Here is an 18439-nt window from a genome sequence, read left to right on the forward strand (position 1 = left end):
CGATGTTCGTCGGCGAGCCACCAATATATTTCTCAAAGGACCCCATGTCCTCTAAACGGCCCCCAATCTGAGCACCGTACAAATCAACGCCAGCGCGTCCAATCGTGATTACATCAACGTCTTTGGTCATATCTAGAAACCCGTCTGCTTTAGGAACGATCGCGATGCGCTTAGGTCATCCAGAATGGAGCCCGTATTGCGTGGATCGCGTTCTTGTTCGATTGTGATGTAGCCGCTGTAGCCTTTGGCCGTCAGCAAAGCCCGAATAGCGGAATAGTCGATGCTGCCCTTGCCGATTGGGCACATAACGCCAGCGGCGCAAGCATCGAAAAACCGAATTTTTTGACCCATGATCTGATCGTAGATCACAGGATCGATATCTTTGAAATGGATGTAGTCGACGCGATCCCAATAGGTGTCCAACGTCTTTACCGGATCCATCCCCGAATAGGCCATGTGTCCCGTATCCAAACACAAACCTGCGGTATCCGCGTCGATATCCGCCACCAGTCGTGCCAATTCATCCGCGAATTCAATGTACCCGCCCGCATGAGGGTGGATTGTTGCACGTACGCCAAATTCGTCGCGGGCGATGGTCGCGATGGCCCGAATGTTGGTCATCATTTGCGCCCAATCGGCGTCAGACAAACGCGGTGCGCGGTCGGAATGGCCCGCCGCGAAATCGCGTTCGTCGTGTCCCCAATCCATCACAGTCAGATAGGGCGCGTTGTAACGTTGGCCTTTGTGGCGGCGTGGTTTGTTCAATTTTGTGATCAGCCCGCAAATTTCGCGGGTTTGTCTGATCAAATTGTAATGATTGTCAGCCGACACCAAATCATCAAAAATCGTGCCTGCAACGATCGACAGGCGCCGTTTTTCTAATGCGGCCGAAACGCGTTTGTCGTCCAATGGCATGTAGCCGTATGGACCTAACTCTAACCCGCCGAAACCGGCGGCTGCCGCTTCGTCCAACACCTTTTCCCATGCGGGCAGGTGTGGATTGGAAACGTCATCGACGCCCCAACAGCACGGTGCACAAGTGACAGTAAGCGAGGAGGAGGGTGTCACTGGTCACTCCGACTGAGAGGCGACGTTGATCGTTTCAAACGTCAGGCGTTCATGGAATTGTTCATGGAACGCGATGAATGTCTTGGTGTGATCTTGTTCCATGTGGAAATCGTGGGCGGCTTGATCCGCCCACAATTCAACAAAGACAAGACGATCAGGGTTGTCAGTGCAGGTGTAAAAATCATACGCGATACAGCCTTCTTCGGCGCGCGTAGCGGCTTGCGCTATGGGAGCTTGCGCAAGGATTTTGTCACGCGTGCCCGGCTTTAGATCGATGGTGATGATGAATTTATACACGTGCCCCAACCCCTGATATTAGCGAATGATTGTCGCTTTAAGCGCGTCGATGGACGACTGGATGCCTGCTTCGGTGGACATGGTGAAATCTTCCATTTCCAGCGAAACCCAACCGTTGTAGCCACACATGCCAACAACCGAGAAGAACTCTTTCCACCACTGCAGATCGCGGCCAGCGCCAACAGCGACATAGTTCCACGAACGGTTTGCAACGTCGGTGACGTCTTTCAGTTCCAGCAGGCCGTTCACGTCACACAGACCGCGTTCGATGCGGGTGTCTTTGCCGTGGCAATGGTGGATCGCCGAACCCAATGCGCGTGCGGATGCGATTGGCTCTGCGCCCATCCACATCAGGTGCGATGGGTCTAGGTTCATACCAACCATTTCGCCGACTTCATTACGCAGGCGGAACAGGGTTTCAGGGTTCCAGACCAGCATGGCCGAGAAGTTTTCCAAAGCGTAGCGTTTGATGCCTGCTTTTTTGCCGAAATCAACCAGATCGTGCCACAGAGGGAAAGCGCGGTCTTCCCACTGGTAACGGTCGCGCTCTGGCATCTCGTCTGGCCAGGATTTGGTGTAAACCAGCCAGTTAGGAACGGTGTCGCCTGGGGCTGCTTCTGGCAGACCGGACATGGTGACGATGGTTTCAACGCCGATTTCACCAGCCAAAGTGATGGTTTCTTTCATCTCTTTCAGGTGGCGTTCGCCCATTGCACCTGGGTCCAGCGGGTTCGCCGAACAGTTCAATGCTGCGATTTGCAGGCCGCGAGCTTCGATTTCAGCCAGCTTTTGCTTTAGCAGGCCTTTGTCAGCCAGCAGTTCGTCTGCGCGAAAGTGCGGACCCTTGGACCAGCCGCCGCCGGTCATTTCGATGCCTTCAACGCCCAGTTCGACGCATTTATCCAGCATGTCAGTGAACGACAGATCGCCCATGACGTCAGTGCAGATTGATAGTTTCATGTTTCTATTCCTACGAAACGTTATTCAAAATCGATCCATGCAGCGCCGGCGTCTGCCGAACGCACGCAGTTTTCCAGCCAACGAACACCTTCGGTGCCTGCTTCGATGCCTGGGAAATGATGTGTCTTCAGGAACTCTTCGTCGCCGCGCATTTTCGCGTCGATGGCCTGAGCGATCCAAAGATAGATATTCGACCAGCTGTCGCCCAAACCTTCGGTGTGCAGCGCACCCATACGGTCAGCGGCTAGGCTTTCGTCCTCTAGATACGGCATGCCGTGGTGCATGATCCGTTCGGGTTCGCCCTGAACCTGATAAATCAGCTGATCTGGGCGGCTGTCCGACCATGCGACAGAGGCTTTGGACCCGACAAAACGGTACTTTTGCGACCCCATATTGCCCGCATCAACCGAGCTGACCCACAAACGTCCACGCGCACCATTGTCATAGTGCATTAGAACCGTTGCGTGATCTTCGAGCGGGGCGCGCGATGGAATAAATGCTGTGCGGTCGCAGAGCAGTTTTTCCACCTTCATATGCGGCAGAACAACTTCGGACAGGTAATATAGGTGGGTGCCGATATCGCCCAGAACAAAGGTATTGCCGGCAGTCGCAGGGTTGGTACGCCATTTAACGGCTTCGCCTGCGTTGGTGTCATCACCTGCGTTAAAACCGTGTGTGTATTGCAGGTCCACGATACGGATATCGCCCAACATTCCTTTGGCGACCATTGCAGCCATTTGGTGAACCATTGGGTGACCCGTGAAACCATAGGTCACGCCAACAATCAGGTTCTTTTCCGCTGCCAATTTGGCAACGATTTCGCATTCCTCGACTGTAAAGAACAACGGTTTTTCACAGATGACGTGAATGCCGGCCTCTAGCAGTGCTTTGGTAATTTCAAAGTGGGTGAAGTTCGGCGTTGCCACCGAAACAACATCAACCCCGTCTTCACGGTCTTTTTCGCCCGCGATCAGATCTTGATACGTCGCATAGCAACGATCCTCGGCAACGCCGAGGTTCGTGCCAAAATCGCGACCACGCTCTGCGTCCAGATCGAACGCACCAGCAACCAGCTGGTACGTTCCATCACGCAGTGCGCCTGTACGGTGTTTATACCCCACCTGACCGGTGCGGCCTCCCCCCACCATACCCCAGCGCATTGGGCGCTGGATTGTACGTTCACCGTTGATCATTGCCTCTTCCCTAACAATGAGCGCTTATTCAGCCGCGATTTTGTCGACCGCGGAGTACAACGCTGGTTTTTCGATCATTTCGATTTTTTCGAGCTTGCCGCTGTCCACTGCACGCAGCGCTGCGTCAGCAACCAAGGTCGATGTGTATCCGTCCCAAGTCGTCGGGCCTGTTGCGGTGCCTGCGGACGCCGCTGCGATCCATTCGCGGAATTCCTGATCGTACGCTTCGATGAAACGTTCGCGCCAATCTTCTGGGATTGCCTGACGAATACCGAATTGATCGGTGATCACAGTTGCGGGGCGGTTTGGCAGCGCTGCGATGCCTGTTTCACAGGACAGTTCGCCGCGGATGTCATAGCCGTATGCAATGTTTACCGAAATTTCGACGTCAACGATCACGCCAGACGACATGTGCAGCATGACCATAACCGGATCACGCAGATCGTTGCCACGGGTCGAACGGCGAGGAACGCGGACTTCGACGCCGGTGATTTCATCGTCCAGCAACCAACGCGAAATATCCGCATCGTGTACCAGCGTGTCGTTCAGTGGCATGTCCGAGGTATACAGACCTTCGGGAACCGACGCGTTGCGGTGAACGGATTTGTACATCAACGGAGCGCCCAGTGCGCCACTGTCCAGAACCGCCTTTAGGCGGCGGTAGTCAGCGTCGAAACGGCGCATGAAACCAACCTGAACCAGACGTTTGCCATATGCGGTTTCCGCTTCCATGACGCGAACGGCAGATTCTGCACTGGTAACCAGCGGCTTTTCACAAAACACTGGTTTGCCAGCAGCGATACAGGCCAACAGCTGTTCTTCGTGTGCCGGTCCCCAAGAACAGATAACGATCGCATCGACGTTGTCGTCTTTGATCAACTCTTGCGGAGTTTCGAACACTTTCGCGCCCGCTGGCGCAGCGGATTCGGCGCGGTCCATAGCGATGTCATTCACCGCTACGACCTCTACACCTGACAGCACTTGGGTCAGACGACGGATGTGATCCTGTCCGATCATACCAGTGCCGATTACACCTACTTTAAGGGTCATGGCTGGGTTCACTTCTTGAAATATTTGTCGACGTAGCGCTTGGTTTCTTCGAGCATGAAGCGCGCACTGTCTTCAGCACGGTCTTCCCAAGCGAAGACGCAGTTCGAAAGCACGCCTTCGAATTTCATGTCGGCGAGCGTCGAGAAGAACAGATCCCAATCGATTTCGCCTTGGCCATAGTCAAGGTGCTGGTGCACGCGGACCTTGGATTCAGGCGGATTTACGATGTAGCGCAGTTCGGACGATTTGTTGTGGTCGTATGTGTCGGCCAAACGCACGTGCTCCAACAGACCAGCGGTAGACCGCAGGTTGGCCTCCATGTCAGGGCCATAAAAGAACGTATGCGGCGCAATGAACGACGCACGTACCATCGGCGAATTGATGGTTTTGATGATGTCAATCGCCGGGTGAATTTCTTCAACCCAGTCCTCTGGGTGCGCTTCGAGCGACAGTTTGATGCCTTCGCGCTCCAGGATTGGCACTAGGATGTCCATCGCCTTGAAGAACTGACCTTCGCAGACCTCTGGGCGATGAATGCCGGAACGGTCATTGAGCGAACGGTTCGGAGAGCCGCCACGGCCAAATTCGGAGACGAACATCGGGCACTCCAGCTCGACGGCGAATTCAATAGCGCGTTTCCAGTTGTCGATCGCCATGTCCCATTCGTCTTGATACGGAGACGCCCAACGATACATTGGCTGAATGCTGGCAAGACCGACGTTGTGGTCTTTCAGGGCTTTTTTGAACGACTGGATTTTCTCTGGATATAGCTTTGGACGTGTCCACCATGAGAAGAAATCAGGGCGCGGCGACATTTCGACATAATCGTAGCCAAGCTCGGCGACCTTTGCCACGGTGTCTTCCAGTGACAGGTGGCGGATCATGTGCGGGTCAAGGGTGTGTTTCATACCTATATCCTCCAAGGGGTGTTCGGGGGGTGCCGCTAACCTCCTTAGCGGCACAAAATTGTCTTAGTCAGCGGAAACTTTTGGCGGGTGACCGTCGTGGGATTCCATGTAGCCTTCGATGCTGGCTTCTAGGTCTGCCATGTTCTGGCCGCCGGCCATCAGGTCGGTGATCTCTTCGCGGGACTTTTCGCCCTTGCGGAAATCGGCTGCGATGGCGCCGCGGATCAGAACCGCAAAGTGGTCGCCAACGGTCATCGCGTGCATCACTTGGTGAGTGATGAAGATCACGGCCAGACCGCGTTTTTTCGCCTCGTTCACGATGCGCAGAACGTGAGCCGCCTGTTTCACACCCAGCGCCGCAGTCGGTTCATCCAGGATCAGAACGCGGGCACCGAAATACACAGCACGAGCAATCGCCAGCGACTGACGTTCACCGCCCGACAGGCCGCCAACCAGACGGTCGCCATCGGTGATGCGGGTGATGCCCATTTTCTGGACCTCTTCCACAGCGATTTTGTTCGCGGTCTTGCGGTCAAACACTTTGAACGGACCAAAGCCTTTGGTCGGCTCTTCGCCCATGAAAAAGTTGCGACCAACGGACATCAACGGGTAGGTGCCGCCGAACTGGTGCACGGTTGCGATACCGCGGTTTTGCGCGTCTTTCGGACCCGAAAATTTGACCGGCTCGCCGTCGACCAGAACCTCGCCGCGGGTCGGTGCGTGCACACCTGCCAGAGTTTTGATCAGGGTCGATTTACCGGCGCCGTTATCGCCAAGCAAACACAGCACTTCGCCGGCTTTCACCTTGAGCGAGATTTCGTGCAGAACGTCAATCGGGCCAAAGCTTTTGTCGACGTTACGTAGTTCAATTACAGGAGTGTCAGACATTGTTTCACCCTTTCTTTTTCTTTGTGGCAGCGGTCATTGCTTTTTTGCGGAAGGTTTCATTCATTCCGACAGCCAGCAGCAGCATGACGCCGATAATCAGGTTGGCCCAGTTGCGGTCGATCGATGTGAAATCGATGCCTTTGATCACGATGGCAAAGGTCAGTGTGCCGATGAAAACGCCCACGATGGACCCAAAGCCGCCGGTCAGCAGGACACCGCCCACAACCACGCTAACGATGATGTTGAAGATGTCGTTCATACCGCCCGAAACTTGGGCCGAGTTGAACAGGATTGCGTGACACATGCCGACGAAAGACGCGCCAGTTGCTGTCCCGATGAACAACAGGATGGTTAGGCCATCGACCGGAATACCAGCGTTGCGCGCCGAAATTTTGTCGCCACCCATCGCAAAGATCCAGTTGCCGTATTTGGTTTGGTGCATGATGAACCAGAACACGACGGCCAGGATCAGCCACCAGATGATGACGACTTGGTGGCTGCCGCCCCAGATGAAATCACCAAAGATGGTTTTCGCCCAATCTGGCGAAGTCAAAGGCACAGACGCAGCACCGGTCAGCAGTTTCGATCCGGCTAGAACGATACCTTGCATGGCAACCAATGTGCCCAAGGTGATGATCAGCGTAGGTACCGATGTCCGCACCGCCAAAATACCATTGAACAGACCTACGATCACACCAATGCTCAACGCACCAATGATGCCGAAGATCATAGGCAGTTCATAGTGACCCGAGATGATCGCAGTGGTCATAGCGCCCGCAGGGATCATCGCACCAATCGAAATGTCGATCTCGCCGGAAATCATCAGCAATGCCACTGGCAGTGCCACGATCCCGATACGTGCTGCATAGTTCACCCAGCTGGCTGCGCCGCTAAGTTTACCCAGATCAACACCACCAAAGACGATGTAGAACAACAGGACGCCGATAAGGCTGATCACGGATGCCGCAGCGGGGCGGCGAATAATAGTCATGATATCCATTGTCGCGTCCTACTTTTTCTTAGTTGCGTAGTTCATGGCCAGCGCGCGGAAGGTGTCGTTTGACAGAACAGCCGCCAACAACAACGCACCGATGATGATCGAACCAACGTTCGGATCCAGCGAAGCAAAGAAGATACCTTGGTTCACCACCGCAAAGGTCATGGTGCCCAGCAAGATGCCGATGACAGAGCCCGCACCACCGGTCAGCAGAACCCCACCAATCACGACGCACATGATCGAGTTGAAGATGAACGACTGACCACCCGCGACCTGCGCGGCCTGATAGGTCATCACCTGCGCGATACCGACGAATGCAGCGCCAAAGCCCGATGCCATGAACAAACCGATCGTCATTTTGTCTGTAGGGATACCTGCGTTGCGTGCGCTTTCGCGATCACCACCCAAGGCGAAGATCCAGCTACCCAGCGGTGACATATGCAGAATAAAGAAGTACACTGCGACAAAGCCGAGCCACCAGAAGATGGCCACGTTGAACATACCGCCCAGGAACGTACCCAGCAGAAGTTTTGTGGTTGGATCAGGTACGTAGGAAACGCTGGTCGATCCTTTGATCAGAACCGCCAGACCTAATGTCAGGCCCATAACAGCGAACATCATACCGATTGTTGCAATCAGCGAAGGGATGGTTGTGCGGGTCACGATCAGGCCGTTTACAAAACCGACCAGCAGACCAACGCCCAGACCGCCCAGAATGCCGACCAACGCAGGCAATTCGTAGTGTCCGCATAGAACAGCAGCCATCATCGACGATGCAGGCACAACAGAGCCAACAGACATGTCGAATTCGCCGGAAATCATCAGCAGACCAACAGGTAGTGCGATGATGCCGACCTCTGCCGCAATGTTTAGCCAGCTGGACCAACCAGGTGCGCCCAAAAAGACAGCACCGCCAAGCGCGGCAAAGAATAGATAAACGACGAGAAAACCAATAAAGGACCCTGTTTCAGGTCGGCGGATAAGTGACCCAAGCGAAAAACCGTTCGCTTGATCAGAGCTTGAAGATGACATCGAAACACTTCCCGTTTGATGGAAATTAGTCGCAGGGCCTTGGCCCATGACCCACAAGGGCCAAAGACGGGTCGCGGGCATTAGCCCGCGGCCTGCTTTTAGAAACCGAGCAAGCCCTAAGGCCTGCTCGGTGGGAGGATGGGATTAGCGAGCGCCCGCTTTAACGCCCTCGATAACCATTTCGACGTTCGAAGCATCGATGATGCCTGGGCCGGTCAGGATTTCGCGGGTTGGGATGGTCACGCCGTAGTTGACGAAGTTGTTCAGGATCGAAACAGCAAAGAAGCCTTGCTGGTAACCCTGCTGGTCAATCGCACATGCCTGAGTGCCAGCCTGGATGTTTGCCAGGATCGACTCGTTGAAGTTCATGCCGCAAACGCTGACTGCGCCGGTTTTGCCAGCCTGCTGGATGCCCGAAACTGCTGCGTTGGTGTCGGCGTCGCCGATGGTGAACAGAGCGTTGATTTCTGGGTTCTGCAGCAGGTGTGCGCGCACAGCCTGAGCTACTGCAGTTGCGTCACCGAACGACGTTGCAGGCAGCTGCAGTACGGAACCAGTGCCGCCTGCGTTTTCGATGCCTTCAACAAAACCGTTGCAGTATGCTTCGATGTTTGCAGCACCTGGCAGTGTATTAACACATGCGCCGTTGGTGTTGCCTGCTTTGGCTTGGTATTCGCCGCCAGCAACGCCTGCTTGGTACGCATCTGCGCCAACAAAGTTCATAGCGCCCAGTTTGTCTGCTGCTTCCAGACCACCAGCGTTATAGATAACCAGCGGAATACCTGCAGCAACAACAGCTTCGAATGCTGGGTCCATTGCTTCTGGAACCCAATCTGGGCCAACGATTGCGTCTGCGCCTTGGTCGATCGCCTGACGGATCAGCTCTGCTGCGTCTGGGCCTAGGTTGTCGTAGTTCTGTGGACCAAGCCAAGTAACCGAACCGCCCTGCATTTCAGCAACTGCGCCAGCATCTTCTGCGCCCATTTTAACGCGCGACCAGAATGGATCGTCAGGCTTGCCGCCGATGACGTAGATGTCTGCTGCCATAGCGGAACCTGCAACGCATGCGGCAACGATAGCGGCCGTTGCAGACGCAACGAAACGATTAGTGAATTTCATTTGTAATCCTCCCTTGCCTTCGACTCCTCCGAAGGCGTGTTAAGTGATGATAGTGTTAGTTTTTGAGGTCAGTTTTGAAAATATGAATATCATTTTTCTATTGATTTAATCTCATTTCGTGTCATTCAATTTGAGAGAATGATGGGAGGAATTATGAAGAGACCAACGATTACAGACCTGGCAAAGGAATCCGGCGTTTCCGTGTCGACGGTCAATCGCATCTTGGCTGGCACAGGGCAGGTCAAAGCAACGACTGCACAACAGGTGCAAGCCGCCGCCGAGCGAATCGGATTTTATGGTTTGGGCACGATCGAGACACAGATCAAAAAGAACGCCCCTACCTACCGTTTGGGGTTCTTGATGCAGCAATCCACCCGTGAGCTGTACCAGTTATTTGCGCAGATGATCCGGACCGTATGCCATGAACGTCCGTTGGATGTGGTCGAGCCAATCGTTGATTTCGTGGACCTTTTGACACCGGAAAACATTTCGCAACGCTTGCGGGTTCTGGGTGAAAATTGCGATGCAGTGGCCATTATTGCGGCAGATCACCCATTAATCGGGCAGACAATTCGGGATTTGAAAGAGGCGGGAAAGCCTGTCGTGACCTATATCACAGATCAGTCCGCACCAGAGAGGGCCGCCTTTGTTGGCACCGACAATTGGAAATTGGGACGTACGGCGGCGTGGCTGATCACAAACATGGTTCCACCCGAAGGCCGCATCGCGATTTTCCAAGGCAACCACCGATACCAGTGTCAGGATACGGCAGATGCGAGTTTTCGGTCATTTGTGCGCGAAAATGCACCGAATTTGGTTGTTGAGAACAGTAGGCCGACGCATGAAATTTCGGACAACGCGTATCAAATGGTTCGTGAATTGCTGGACACAACAGATGATGTGGTTGGTATCTTTATCGTGGGTGGTGGCATTTCAGGGGTGTTGCGGGCCTTGCGTCAGGTTCCCGACGAAAAACGTAAAAACATCAGGTTGATATGTCGCGATATCGGTCCAGAAACCCGCAAAGGTTTGTCAGAGGGGTTGATCACCGCCGCCTTGTGTCATCCGATGCGCCAGACGACCGAAGCGCTGGTTCAAACGATGATCGACGCAATCAATTCCAAAGCGCCGCAATCCACGATCCAATGCACCGTTCCGTTCGAAATCGTAACGCCCGCGAATATCTAACCCAGCTTTGGCTGTTTTGATGTGGCGCTGTTTGTGGCGGTTTGTGATGTGAATGAAATAAAACATATCATTGTTGTTCGGATCCTTTAAGCAACGCAGATATTGCAAATGACATGCTACGCTTGTCACTGGCTCTGTTCTTTTCGGGGCGCAACGCGCTAGGTTTCTGACAATGGGCTAATTAGAACGGCGATCCAATGTCTTTGACCTTTTCGCACTTTTTGATTGTTTTCGGCATCGTAGTTGCTGTGGCTGTGGTCGTGACGGTTTTACAGCAACGCCGCACGCCACAATCTGCGATCGCGTGGATTCTGGCGATTGTTTTGGTGCCTTATGTGTCATTGCCCGTGTTCATGGTGCTTGGGTTTCGCAAAAAAGGGTCGCGATTTTCGACAGTCAGTTTTGCTCAGCCGGAACCACAGTACTGTGTCAGCAATCCATTGGCGGATAATTTTTATCAACTGGGTGCGCCACATGCGACATCGGAAAATGCGCTAGACCTGCATAGCGATGCAGGGGCCGCTAGAACGTCGTTATTTGCTATGGTGCGCGGCGCACAGACGCAAATTGATGTGCTGTTCTATATCTTGGACAACGATGCAGAGGGCCGCGAATTTGTGGACCTTTTGACCGCAAAAGCCAAACAAGGCGTGGCGGTGCGCCTGAACCTAGATTGGCTGGGGTCACTGCGGCGACCGTCCAAAAACATTGCCCGTTTGGTGCGTGCCGGCGGCGAGGTGCGGTATTTTTTGCCGTTTTTCCATCACCCTGCGACCGGCAACATTAATTTGCGTAATCATAGGAAAATGGTTGTCGTCGATTGTGAACTGCTGTGGTCGGGCGGGCGCAATATCGGGGCCGTATATTTGAATGAACAGACGGCTGGATGGCATGACCTTAGTTTTGTCGCATCCGGGCCGGTGGTCCAAGCCTATGTTGATCTATTCAATGCGGATTGGGATCCCGAACAGTCCATAGCGCCAGTGCCCCGACACATCGAAAAACGGGGCGCGGCGCAATTGCAACTGGTTGCCTCTGGCCCGGATCTGGTCGAAGATCCGTTCCATGATGGGCTATTGACCGCGATCTATCGTGCCAACCGACGCATCTGGATCGCAACACCCTATTTTATTCCAACCAATGCGATGCAACAGGGCCTGTTAAGCGCCGTGAAGCGAGGCGTGGATGTGCACATCTTTGTGCCTGAACGGTCGAACCATCGCATGACCGATTACGCCCGCGGGTTATATCTGCGCGACCTTCAAGACGCAGGGGCAAACGTGCATTTGTTTCAAGACGGGATGCAGCATGCCAAAGCGGGCATTGTCGATGATTGCGGCTGGGTCGGTTCGGCCAATTTTGACGTGCGGTCCCTGCTGTTGAATTTCGAAAACATCTTGTTTTGCTATGACGATAGGTCTGTGCAATCTCTGGAGAACTGGTTTTCCGAACAACGGCAAAAATCTAACATTGGCATGAACAAAGCAGGCAAAGCGGCAAAAATCGTCGAAGGTATTTTTCGACTTGTGTCGCCCGTATTATGATCGCGCTGTTGTTTCTAACCCTTCGACCAAAAGATCCCAGACGCGTCTGATCCGCAAATTTTTACGCAGCGCGTCGGTCGCGGCAAGCCATACTGGCAGGTGTGGCAAAGGCGGTTGGAATGCGACGCGGCAGACGCTGTTTTCGCGGTCACCGATGGATGTTTGCATGCCGCCAACGCCGCAGCCCGCGCGCACCAAATTCCAATACGCGGCCTGATCATCGCAGCGTACACCAAAGAAATGGCGGTCAATTGGCCACCCCATTTCGCGCATCAGTTTGACCATGATGTCTGACGTGTCGAACCCGACAAAGGGTAGTTTTTTCAGCGCGTCCAGCGTCGTTGGTTGGCCGTACCTTTCGATCAGGTCGTGCGATGCATATAGCGCCATTTCCTGATCGACGATGTGTTTGGCAATAATGTCCAGCTGCGTGGGGCGATACATGCGCACGGCGATGTCGGCTTCGCGAAATAACAGGTTTTCGCTGGCATCGGACGGGACCAACTCTATTTCGATGTTCGGCTCTAGCCTGCGGATTTTCGCAACAATATCAGGTAAAACATAGTGGGACATCACCATGCTTGCGGTAATGCGAACGGTCCCTGAAACGCCATGATCGCGGCCTGCGGCGATGTTCTGTAATTTCGCGGCCTGTTCCGCCATTTGTTTCGCAGGTGCAAGCAGGGACAAACCGAATTCAGTGAGCGTTAGGCCGCGCAATTCCCGTGTGAATAACTCTGCGCCGAACATGTCTTCGGCGGCTTTGATGTGGCGGCCAATGGTTGGTTGGCTTTGCCCTAATCGCTGTGCTGCGGCTGTGAGTGAACCAGTTTCAGCCACTGCGACAAAGGACTTTAGGTAGGTCCAATCTAAATGATCTAACGGCGTTTCCATTCAATAATGCATATCATGTAGTTAAAACTGGGGAGTGTCATTTCAAATATGAACGTACCATCTTTTGCTCATGCAACAATAGAGGGTGTTATGAGCAAGACAGTTTTGATCCTAGGGGCGTCTGGGAAAATCGGGGTCCACAGTGCCAAAGCGTTCAAAGACGCAGGTTGGGACGTCCGCAAATTCAATCGGTCTACGGATGATTTGATGACCGCGACGCAAGGCGCTGATGTGATTGTAAATGGGTTTAATCCCCCCAATTACCATGACTGGGAAAACATCATTCCGACAATCACTGCTGACGTTATTCGGGCCGCCAAACATAGCAAAGCAACGGTCATCATACCCGGTAACGTTTATCATTTCGGGGCCACGCCGGGTATTTGGTCCGAACAGTCCGTCCCAAATCCAGTCAGTCGCAAAGGCCGCGTTCGATTGGAAATGGAGCAAGCCTATAAAGCCAGCGGCGTTCAGACGATTGTGTTGCGTGCAGGTAATTTCATCGACCCCAACAAAGATGGATGCGTCATGTCGATGATCTATCTGCGTGCCATTCAAAAGGGCAAAATTACTTTGCCGGGGCCCGCCGAAACGCGACAAGCGATGTGTTATTTGCCTGATTGGGCGCGTGCAGCGGTTGATTTGGCGGAAAAACGGACCCAGCTGGCCGCATTCGAAGATATTCCGTTCACAGGAAACACATTGTCTGCCAAGGACATAAAATCAGGATTAGAGCGGATTTTAGGGCGGCAGTTGACATATTCGCGGTTTCCTTGGCCCGTATTTACCTTGTTATCGCCCGTTTGGGAATTGGCACGGGAATTGGGGGAAATGCGCTATTTATGGAGCACCGACCACATGTTGAGCGGTGAAAAATTCCGCCGTATTTTGCCCGATTTTTTGCCGACAGATCAAGATACGGTTTTGACCGCTGCTTTGCCCGAAACCATGATCGCGGGGAATGCAAACGTGCGGGCAAAATCGGTGATCGCCCGCACGTAAATTCAACTGTCTTGGGTCGCACTGATCTGGCGAAGAACCTTAGTCTAGGACAACGGTTTGGCCTGTGCGTGCGGCTTCTCTGGCGGCATCCAGAACGGCCATTGTATGGATCGCCGTTTCGATAGGTACGGGCCCCGTTCCACCCGTTTGGGCGTCATGCGCGAATTGCGTATACAAATCATAGATACGCGATTGCACCGATGGAACCTTTTCTGCCTTTCCTTCGGTATACAGCGTGCCCCATGCCTCTTGCGGTTCGATGCCCCAGTTTTCGGGGTCATCGGCAGGACGTTTCCCAGCGATCGCTGCGCCTGCCTGAACGTCGGTGCCATTCACCACATAGGCGCCTTTGGATCCGTAAACGCGGATTTCACGTTCGGTGAAATAGTTGATTTTGGATGCGCTGATGTAGGAATGAACGCCGCTTTGGTGTCTTACGTGCACAACAAAGCTTGCGTCAGTGGTTCCGCCCGGCAGGTCAACATATTCAACTTGTGCGTCAACCGCTGCGGCCGGACCAAATTGGAACAGCATTTGGTCAATCACGTGGCTGCCCAAATCCCGCAGCAATCCGCCGCCCGGACCGACCTCTAGTGTGACCCAGTCATCAAAATCCATCCGATTGTGAACGCGCCAGATATCGCCCAACTGTCCGGTGTCGATCAGATGCTTTGCGGTTCTGAAATCGGTATCCCAGCGACGGTTGTGAAAGGCATTCAGCAAAACGCCTTTGTCCTTGGCCGCCTGTGCCATTTCGCGCGCATCATCCAAAGTGGGCGCAAAAGGTTTATCGCAGACAACGTGTAGACCTGCGTTGATAGCTTCGATCGCCAATGGTTTATGGGTTTCAGGCGGCGTTGTGATCGTCACCATATCGACGACTTTTGCATCAATCAGTTCGGTGAGCGATGCAAACACTGGGACACCCGGCAGGCGTTCGTTGATCTGCGCGATTTTATCAGGGGAACGGGCGACAACGGCAGCAACTTCGACTCCGTCGGCGGCATCAATGAATGGTTCGTGGAAAACACGTCCGCCGAACCCATAACCAACTAGACCTAATTTCATTACTCTTTCCTATTCAGTGATTAAATTGCGCTTCGATGTAGTCGAAGCTTTCTGCCAACGCCGTTTCTAGGTTGGCCATATTCTGTGTTTCTGGCGAAAAACATTCATACGAAAATGCGCCGTCATAACCCAAGGCGATCAGGTCTTTGATCTGGGTAATGTTTGATAGCCGATCGTGGTGATCCACTAGCACGCGATGCGCATCGGTCATTTGCACCGTTGTCGGCGCAGGGTCGGTAAGGCCCGAGATATGAACGATACCAGTCGCATTGGGAAAATAATCCTTTTCATGCGCCAATGTATGATGGAATGTGTCGTGGACAATTTTGAACCTATCGCCAAGGTCCAAGGTATCGATCGTGTCGACCAGCTCTGCCTTTTTGCGCAGCGACGATTGGGTGAAACCCAAAGGTTCAACCAAAGCAATCATGTCGGCGTCATTCAGCATGGGGTATATTTCTTTGAGTGCGATACGCAAATTGGCCTGACGTTCACCATTTGCGCAGCCCGACCCATCATTTCGTGGAATGAGGCTGATGGTTTCAGCGCCGGCTTTTTGTGCAATGGAAATCAATTCTTTGACGTCGTTTCGCCGTTGATCGTCCCAAGAGTTGAAAGGATATACTTGGCTTAGACCCAGTAGGCGCAGCCCCTTTGCGCGGATCATTTCGCCCGCGTCTTGCGCGTTCATACCGTCGAACAAAGGACGCCCCAGACCATCCATGTCATTGCGGGCTTCGATCCCGACACAACCTAAATTTGCAGCCAGATCCAGAAAATCGGCAAAGCTCAGATGAGGCGCAGTCATCTGATTTAGGGCTCGTTTCATTTGTCCTCCTCGAATGGTTCGTACGTGAACCATGCGACGAAGGTTGGTGTAAATCGGATACTCAGGTCAATTTCAGCGCTGTTATTTTACGTCATTTATGACGTAAAACGGTCTATTCTATGATGTAATTACAGCATTTCAGGTAGGTAAACCCGTGGTTCCAGAAAGTGCTGTCCCGCGCCGCCACGATATGTGCCAGCAACGATAGATGCCAGTTCCGCGCACAGTTCGCGCAGCGGTGTTGCAATGACCATTTGAACGTATCCATCAGCCAAAGCGCGGCGTGTTGTGTCAGTCAGTTCGTTAACGACCAGCCGTACGTCACCCGCTTTGCGTGTTTCTCTTAGCGCTGTGATGGCGCCTTCCATTCCGCCACCAGCGACGCAAATACCCGCAAGGTCGGGGTGGCGGTGCAGTAAATCCAAGGTGGCTTCATAGGTAATTTGCCGCGTTTCCAGATTGACCAATGTATCCAACACGGTGAATTCAGGAGCTTCGGCGCGGATATATGATCGAAATCCTGCTTCGCGCAGATCATGGCCGTGCCACCGGTTTCCACCCACAAATACAGCTAGTTTTCCAGGTGCGTGAATGGTTTGCGTCAGTAACCAAGCCGCAGTTCGACCAGCGCGCATATTGTTCAGGCCCAGATAGTATTTGCGGATGTTCTGTGCCGTATCATTGAGCAGGGTCACAACCGGCACACCTTTATCAGCGGCGTTTTGAATGACCTGATCCAGTTTAGGATGGTTGATCGCAACACAGGCAATCATATCAACTTTGTCGGTGAGGTCCGTGATCGCGGCTGTGAAATCATCGGGTGATTGAGATGGCACAAATCGGAATACCGTTTCGCCCCGCACGTTGGGCTGCATCCGCATCGCGGTTTCCAATTCATGGGCAAAGTTTTGATAGAACTCTTGTTTTCCTTTGACGAAAACAACGCCCAGACGTCGGCAAGGGATCGATTTCGACAATCTGTTTAACAGACTGCCGTGACCGTGGTAGCCGACTTGATGCGCAGCATCGGCAATGCGTTTTAAGGTTTCACCGGACACTTTGCTACGGCCATTGATGGCGCGATCAACAGTTGTCACACTAACCCCTGCTGCTGCGGCGACGTCTTTGGTCGTTGGACGATTGGCCATCTTATCCTCCGCTATACGTTCTGAGACGTGTAGATTTCAAAGTTCAGATAGGTGGTAATTGCCCCAGCATCCGAATGCTGTTTTTTCGCAGCGACTAGGTTGTTGATCGTCTGGCGGGCAAAGGCATCAATGGGGTGGCAAATCGCCATTGTCAGTGACCCATCAATCAGGCCTTCGCGAGTTGCCGCGAATAATTCATAGCCGATTGTCACGAAATCTGGCCCGGGATTGAATTCGCGGATGGCTTCGATTGCGCCGGTGATGCCGCCGCCAGACACGAATAGCCCGCCCAAATTCGGGTGTTCGTGTAACAATTCCAGCGTGACCTCTTTCGCGATGGCCAAGCTTTCTAAGGTCAATCGCGGTTCCAGCAATTTGAAGCCGCTGCCATATTCGCGGAAATACGACCGGAATCCGATTTCGTTCAATTCTTGGTTTCGATAGCGGGGGTTTCCTACCAAAATGCCGATCTCGCTGGGGCCTTTGCACATTTTGTGGAAACCCCATGCTGCGGTTCGGCCAACTTTCCAATTGTTCCAGCCGATAAAACCCACATCCGATTTTGCAGACAATGGTGCGATCATCGCGGTGACGGGTGTGCCGCGATCTTGGACGAAATCAATCGCTTCGGACACTCTGGGATGTTCTGCTGCGACCACTGCCATCGAATCGCATTGCGTTCCAAGCGATCTGATACGCGCTGCGACCGTTTCGGGGCTAAGGTCGCTGAGATATTCCAACTGCAGGTCGATTCCTGCGTCGTGATAAACTCTCGCAGCTTCCTCTAATGCTTTGCCTAGGTTGGAATAAAAAACGCGATCCGCTTGTTGCAAAAGGACACCCAGCCGGTGCGTCTCACGGGACTTTTTTATAGCGTTTTCAATGGATCCCAGCCCGTAAAAGCCGATTGTCTCGGCTGCATGCAATACCCGATCCCGTGTCGGTTTGCGCACCGATTCTGGTTGGTTGATGACTCTGTTTACGGTTGAAACAGATACACCTGCTGCATTTGCCAAATCGCGGATTGTCGGTCGCGTTCCCATGGTTCCTCCTCCTTCAAAATGTTTCAAATGCAACCTCGATTGAAACTTTTTGAGGTCATTTTTTGAAACATATTTGAACAGTCTTGATCCGTTCCACGTCAATCTGTCAATTTTCTTTCGTCAACAGCGGCTGCCTAGAGGAGGGCGAAAAGCCGCAACCGACAAGAGGAGACACCGGTTTTCGATTTCGCATCCAACGCGCCGAACGCCA

At 53.2% G+C, this 18439-nt stretch carries 18 protein-coding genes; 3 read left to right on the forward strand and 15 right to left on the reverse strand.

Features of this window, described 5'->3' with window-relative positions:
* Positions 1–132 precede the first annotated feature (132 nt).
* The 10 genes from ACXAGA_RS15620 to ACXAGA_RS15665 form a co-directional block, all read right to left on the reverse strand.
* Positions 133–1068 (reverse strand): TIM barrel protein, encoded by a 936-nt coding sequence (locus ACXAGA_RS15620; protein WP_475118398.1) that lies wholly within the window; start codon positions 1066–1068, stop codon positions 133–135.
* Positions 1069–1071: 3 nt separating this feature from the next.
* On the reverse strand, positions 1072–1365 hold the full coding sequence (locus tag ACXAGA_RS15625; RefSeq protein WP_165767779.1) for a putative quinol monooxygenase: 294 nt from the start codon (positions 1363–1365) through the stop codon (positions 1072–1074).
* Between the two features lie 18 nt (positions 1366–1383).
* Positions 1384–2325, reverse strand: coding sequence for a sugar phosphate isomerase/epimerase family protein (locus ACXAGA_RS15630; protein ID WP_475118399.1), 942 nt, complete (start codon positions 2323–2325; stop codon positions 1384–1386).
* Positions 2326–2345: 20 nt separating this feature from the next.
* Complete coding sequence (locus ACXAGA_RS15635) at positions 2346–3518, reverse strand: Gfo/Idh/MocA family protein (protein ID WP_475118400.1); 1173 nt, start codon at positions 3516–3518, stop codon at positions 2346–2348.
* A 24-nt stretch (positions 3519–3542) separates the two neighbouring features.
* Complete coding sequence (locus ACXAGA_RS15640; protein ID WP_475118401.1) at positions 3543–4568, reverse strand: Gfo/Idh/MocA family oxidoreductase; 1026 nt, start codon at positions 4566–4568, stop codon at positions 3543–3545.
* Positions 4569–4576: 8 nt separating this feature from the next.
* Positions 4577–5476, reverse strand: a complete 900-nt coding sequence (locus tag ACXAGA_RS15645; RefSeq protein ID WP_475118402.1) for a sugar phosphate isomerase/epimerase family protein — start codon at positions 5474–5476, stop codon at positions 4577–4579.
* A gap of 63 nt (positions 5477–5539) precedes the next feature.
* Entirely contained in the window at positions 5540–6364 is an 825-nt protein-coding gene (locus tag ACXAGA_RS15650) for an ATP-binding cassette domain-containing protein (protein WP_475118403.1), read from the reverse strand.
* 4 nt (positions 6365–6368) lie between these two features.
* A complete protein-coding gene (locus tag ACXAGA_RS15655) occupies positions 6369–7364 on the reverse strand; it encodes an ABC transporter permease (protein WP_475118404.1) in 996 nt (331 codons plus the stop codon).
* Positions 7365–7373: 9 nt separating this feature from the next.
* Positions 7374–8393: an ABC transporter permease gene (locus ACXAGA_RS15660; protein ID WP_475118405.1), complete on the reverse strand. Its 1020-nt coding sequence runs from the start codon at positions 8391–8393 to the stop codon at positions 7374–7376.
* A gap of 144 nt (positions 8394–8537) precedes the next feature.
* Positions 8538–9512: a substrate-binding domain-containing protein gene (locus ACXAGA_RS15665; RefSeq protein ID WP_475118406.1), complete on the reverse strand. Its 975-nt coding sequence runs from the start codon at positions 9510–9512 to the stop codon at positions 8538–8540.
* Positions 9513–9665: 153 nt separating this feature from the next.
* Between ACXAGA_RS15665 and ACXAGA_RS15670 the strand changes: the two genes are divergently transcribed.
* Positions 9666–10700 carry a LacI family DNA-binding transcriptional regulator gene (locus tag ACXAGA_RS15670; protein WP_475118407.1) on the forward strand — a complete coding sequence of 345 codons (1035 nt, stop codon included), beginning with the start codon at positions 9666–9668 and terminating at the stop codon, positions 10698–10700.
* A 197-nt stretch (positions 10701–10897) separates the two neighbouring features.
* On the forward strand, positions 10898–12244 hold the full coding sequence (locus tag ACXAGA_RS15675; protein WP_475118408.1) for a phospholipase D-like domain-containing protein: 1347 nt from the start codon (positions 10898–10900) through the stop codon (positions 12242–12244).
* Here ACXAGA_RS15675 and ACXAGA_RS15680 read toward each other — a convergent pair.
* Positions 12239–13138, reverse strand: a complete 900-nt coding sequence (locus ACXAGA_RS15680; RefSeq protein ID WP_475118409.1) for a LysR family transcriptional regulator — start codon at positions 13136–13138, stop codon at positions 12239–12241. The genes ACXAGA_RS15675 and ACXAGA_RS15680 overlap by 6 nt on opposite strands.
* Positions 13139–13228: 90 nt before the next feature.
* Here ACXAGA_RS15680 and ACXAGA_RS15685 point away from each other — a divergent pair, with 90 nt between their 5' ends.
* Positions 13229–14140, forward strand: a complete 912-nt coding sequence (locus ACXAGA_RS15685; RefSeq protein WP_475118410.1) for a Rossmann-fold NAD(P)-binding domain-containing protein — start codon at positions 13229–13231, stop codon at positions 14138–14140.
* Positions 14141–14179: 39 nt separating this feature from the next.
* On the opposite strand, the gene ACXAGA_RS15690 is transcribed toward ACXAGA_RS15685, so the two are convergent.
* The 4 genes from ACXAGA_RS15690 to ACXAGA_RS15705 all read right to left on the reverse strand — a co-directional run bounded on the left by ACXAGA_RS15690 (position 14180) and on the right by ACXAGA_RS15705 (position 18228).
* Complete coding sequence (locus tag ACXAGA_RS15690; RefSeq protein ID WP_475118411.1) at positions 14180–15208, reverse strand: Gfo/Idh/MocA family protein; 1029 nt, start codon at positions 15206–15208, stop codon at positions 14180–14182.
* A 13-nt stretch (positions 15209–15221) separates the two neighbouring features.
* Positions 15222–16037, reverse strand: a complete 816-nt coding sequence (locus ACXAGA_RS15695) for a TIM barrel protein (protein WP_475118412.1) — start codon at positions 16035–16037, stop codon at positions 15222–15224.
* A gap of 128 nt (positions 16038–16165) precedes the next feature.
* Positions 16166–17185, reverse strand: coding sequence for a LacI family DNA-binding transcriptional regulator (locus ACXAGA_RS15700; protein ID WP_475118413.1), 1020 nt, complete (start codon positions 17183–17185; stop codon positions 16166–16168).
* 11 nt (positions 17186–17196) lie between these two features.
* Positions 17197–18228, reverse strand: a complete 1032-nt coding sequence (locus tag ACXAGA_RS15705; protein ID WP_475118414.1) for a LacI family DNA-binding transcriptional regulator — start codon at positions 18226–18228, stop codon at positions 17197–17199.
* Positions 18229–18439: the final 211 nt, after the last annotated feature.

It is taken from the genome of Marivivens sp. ABH4_498 (assembly GCF_056160585.1).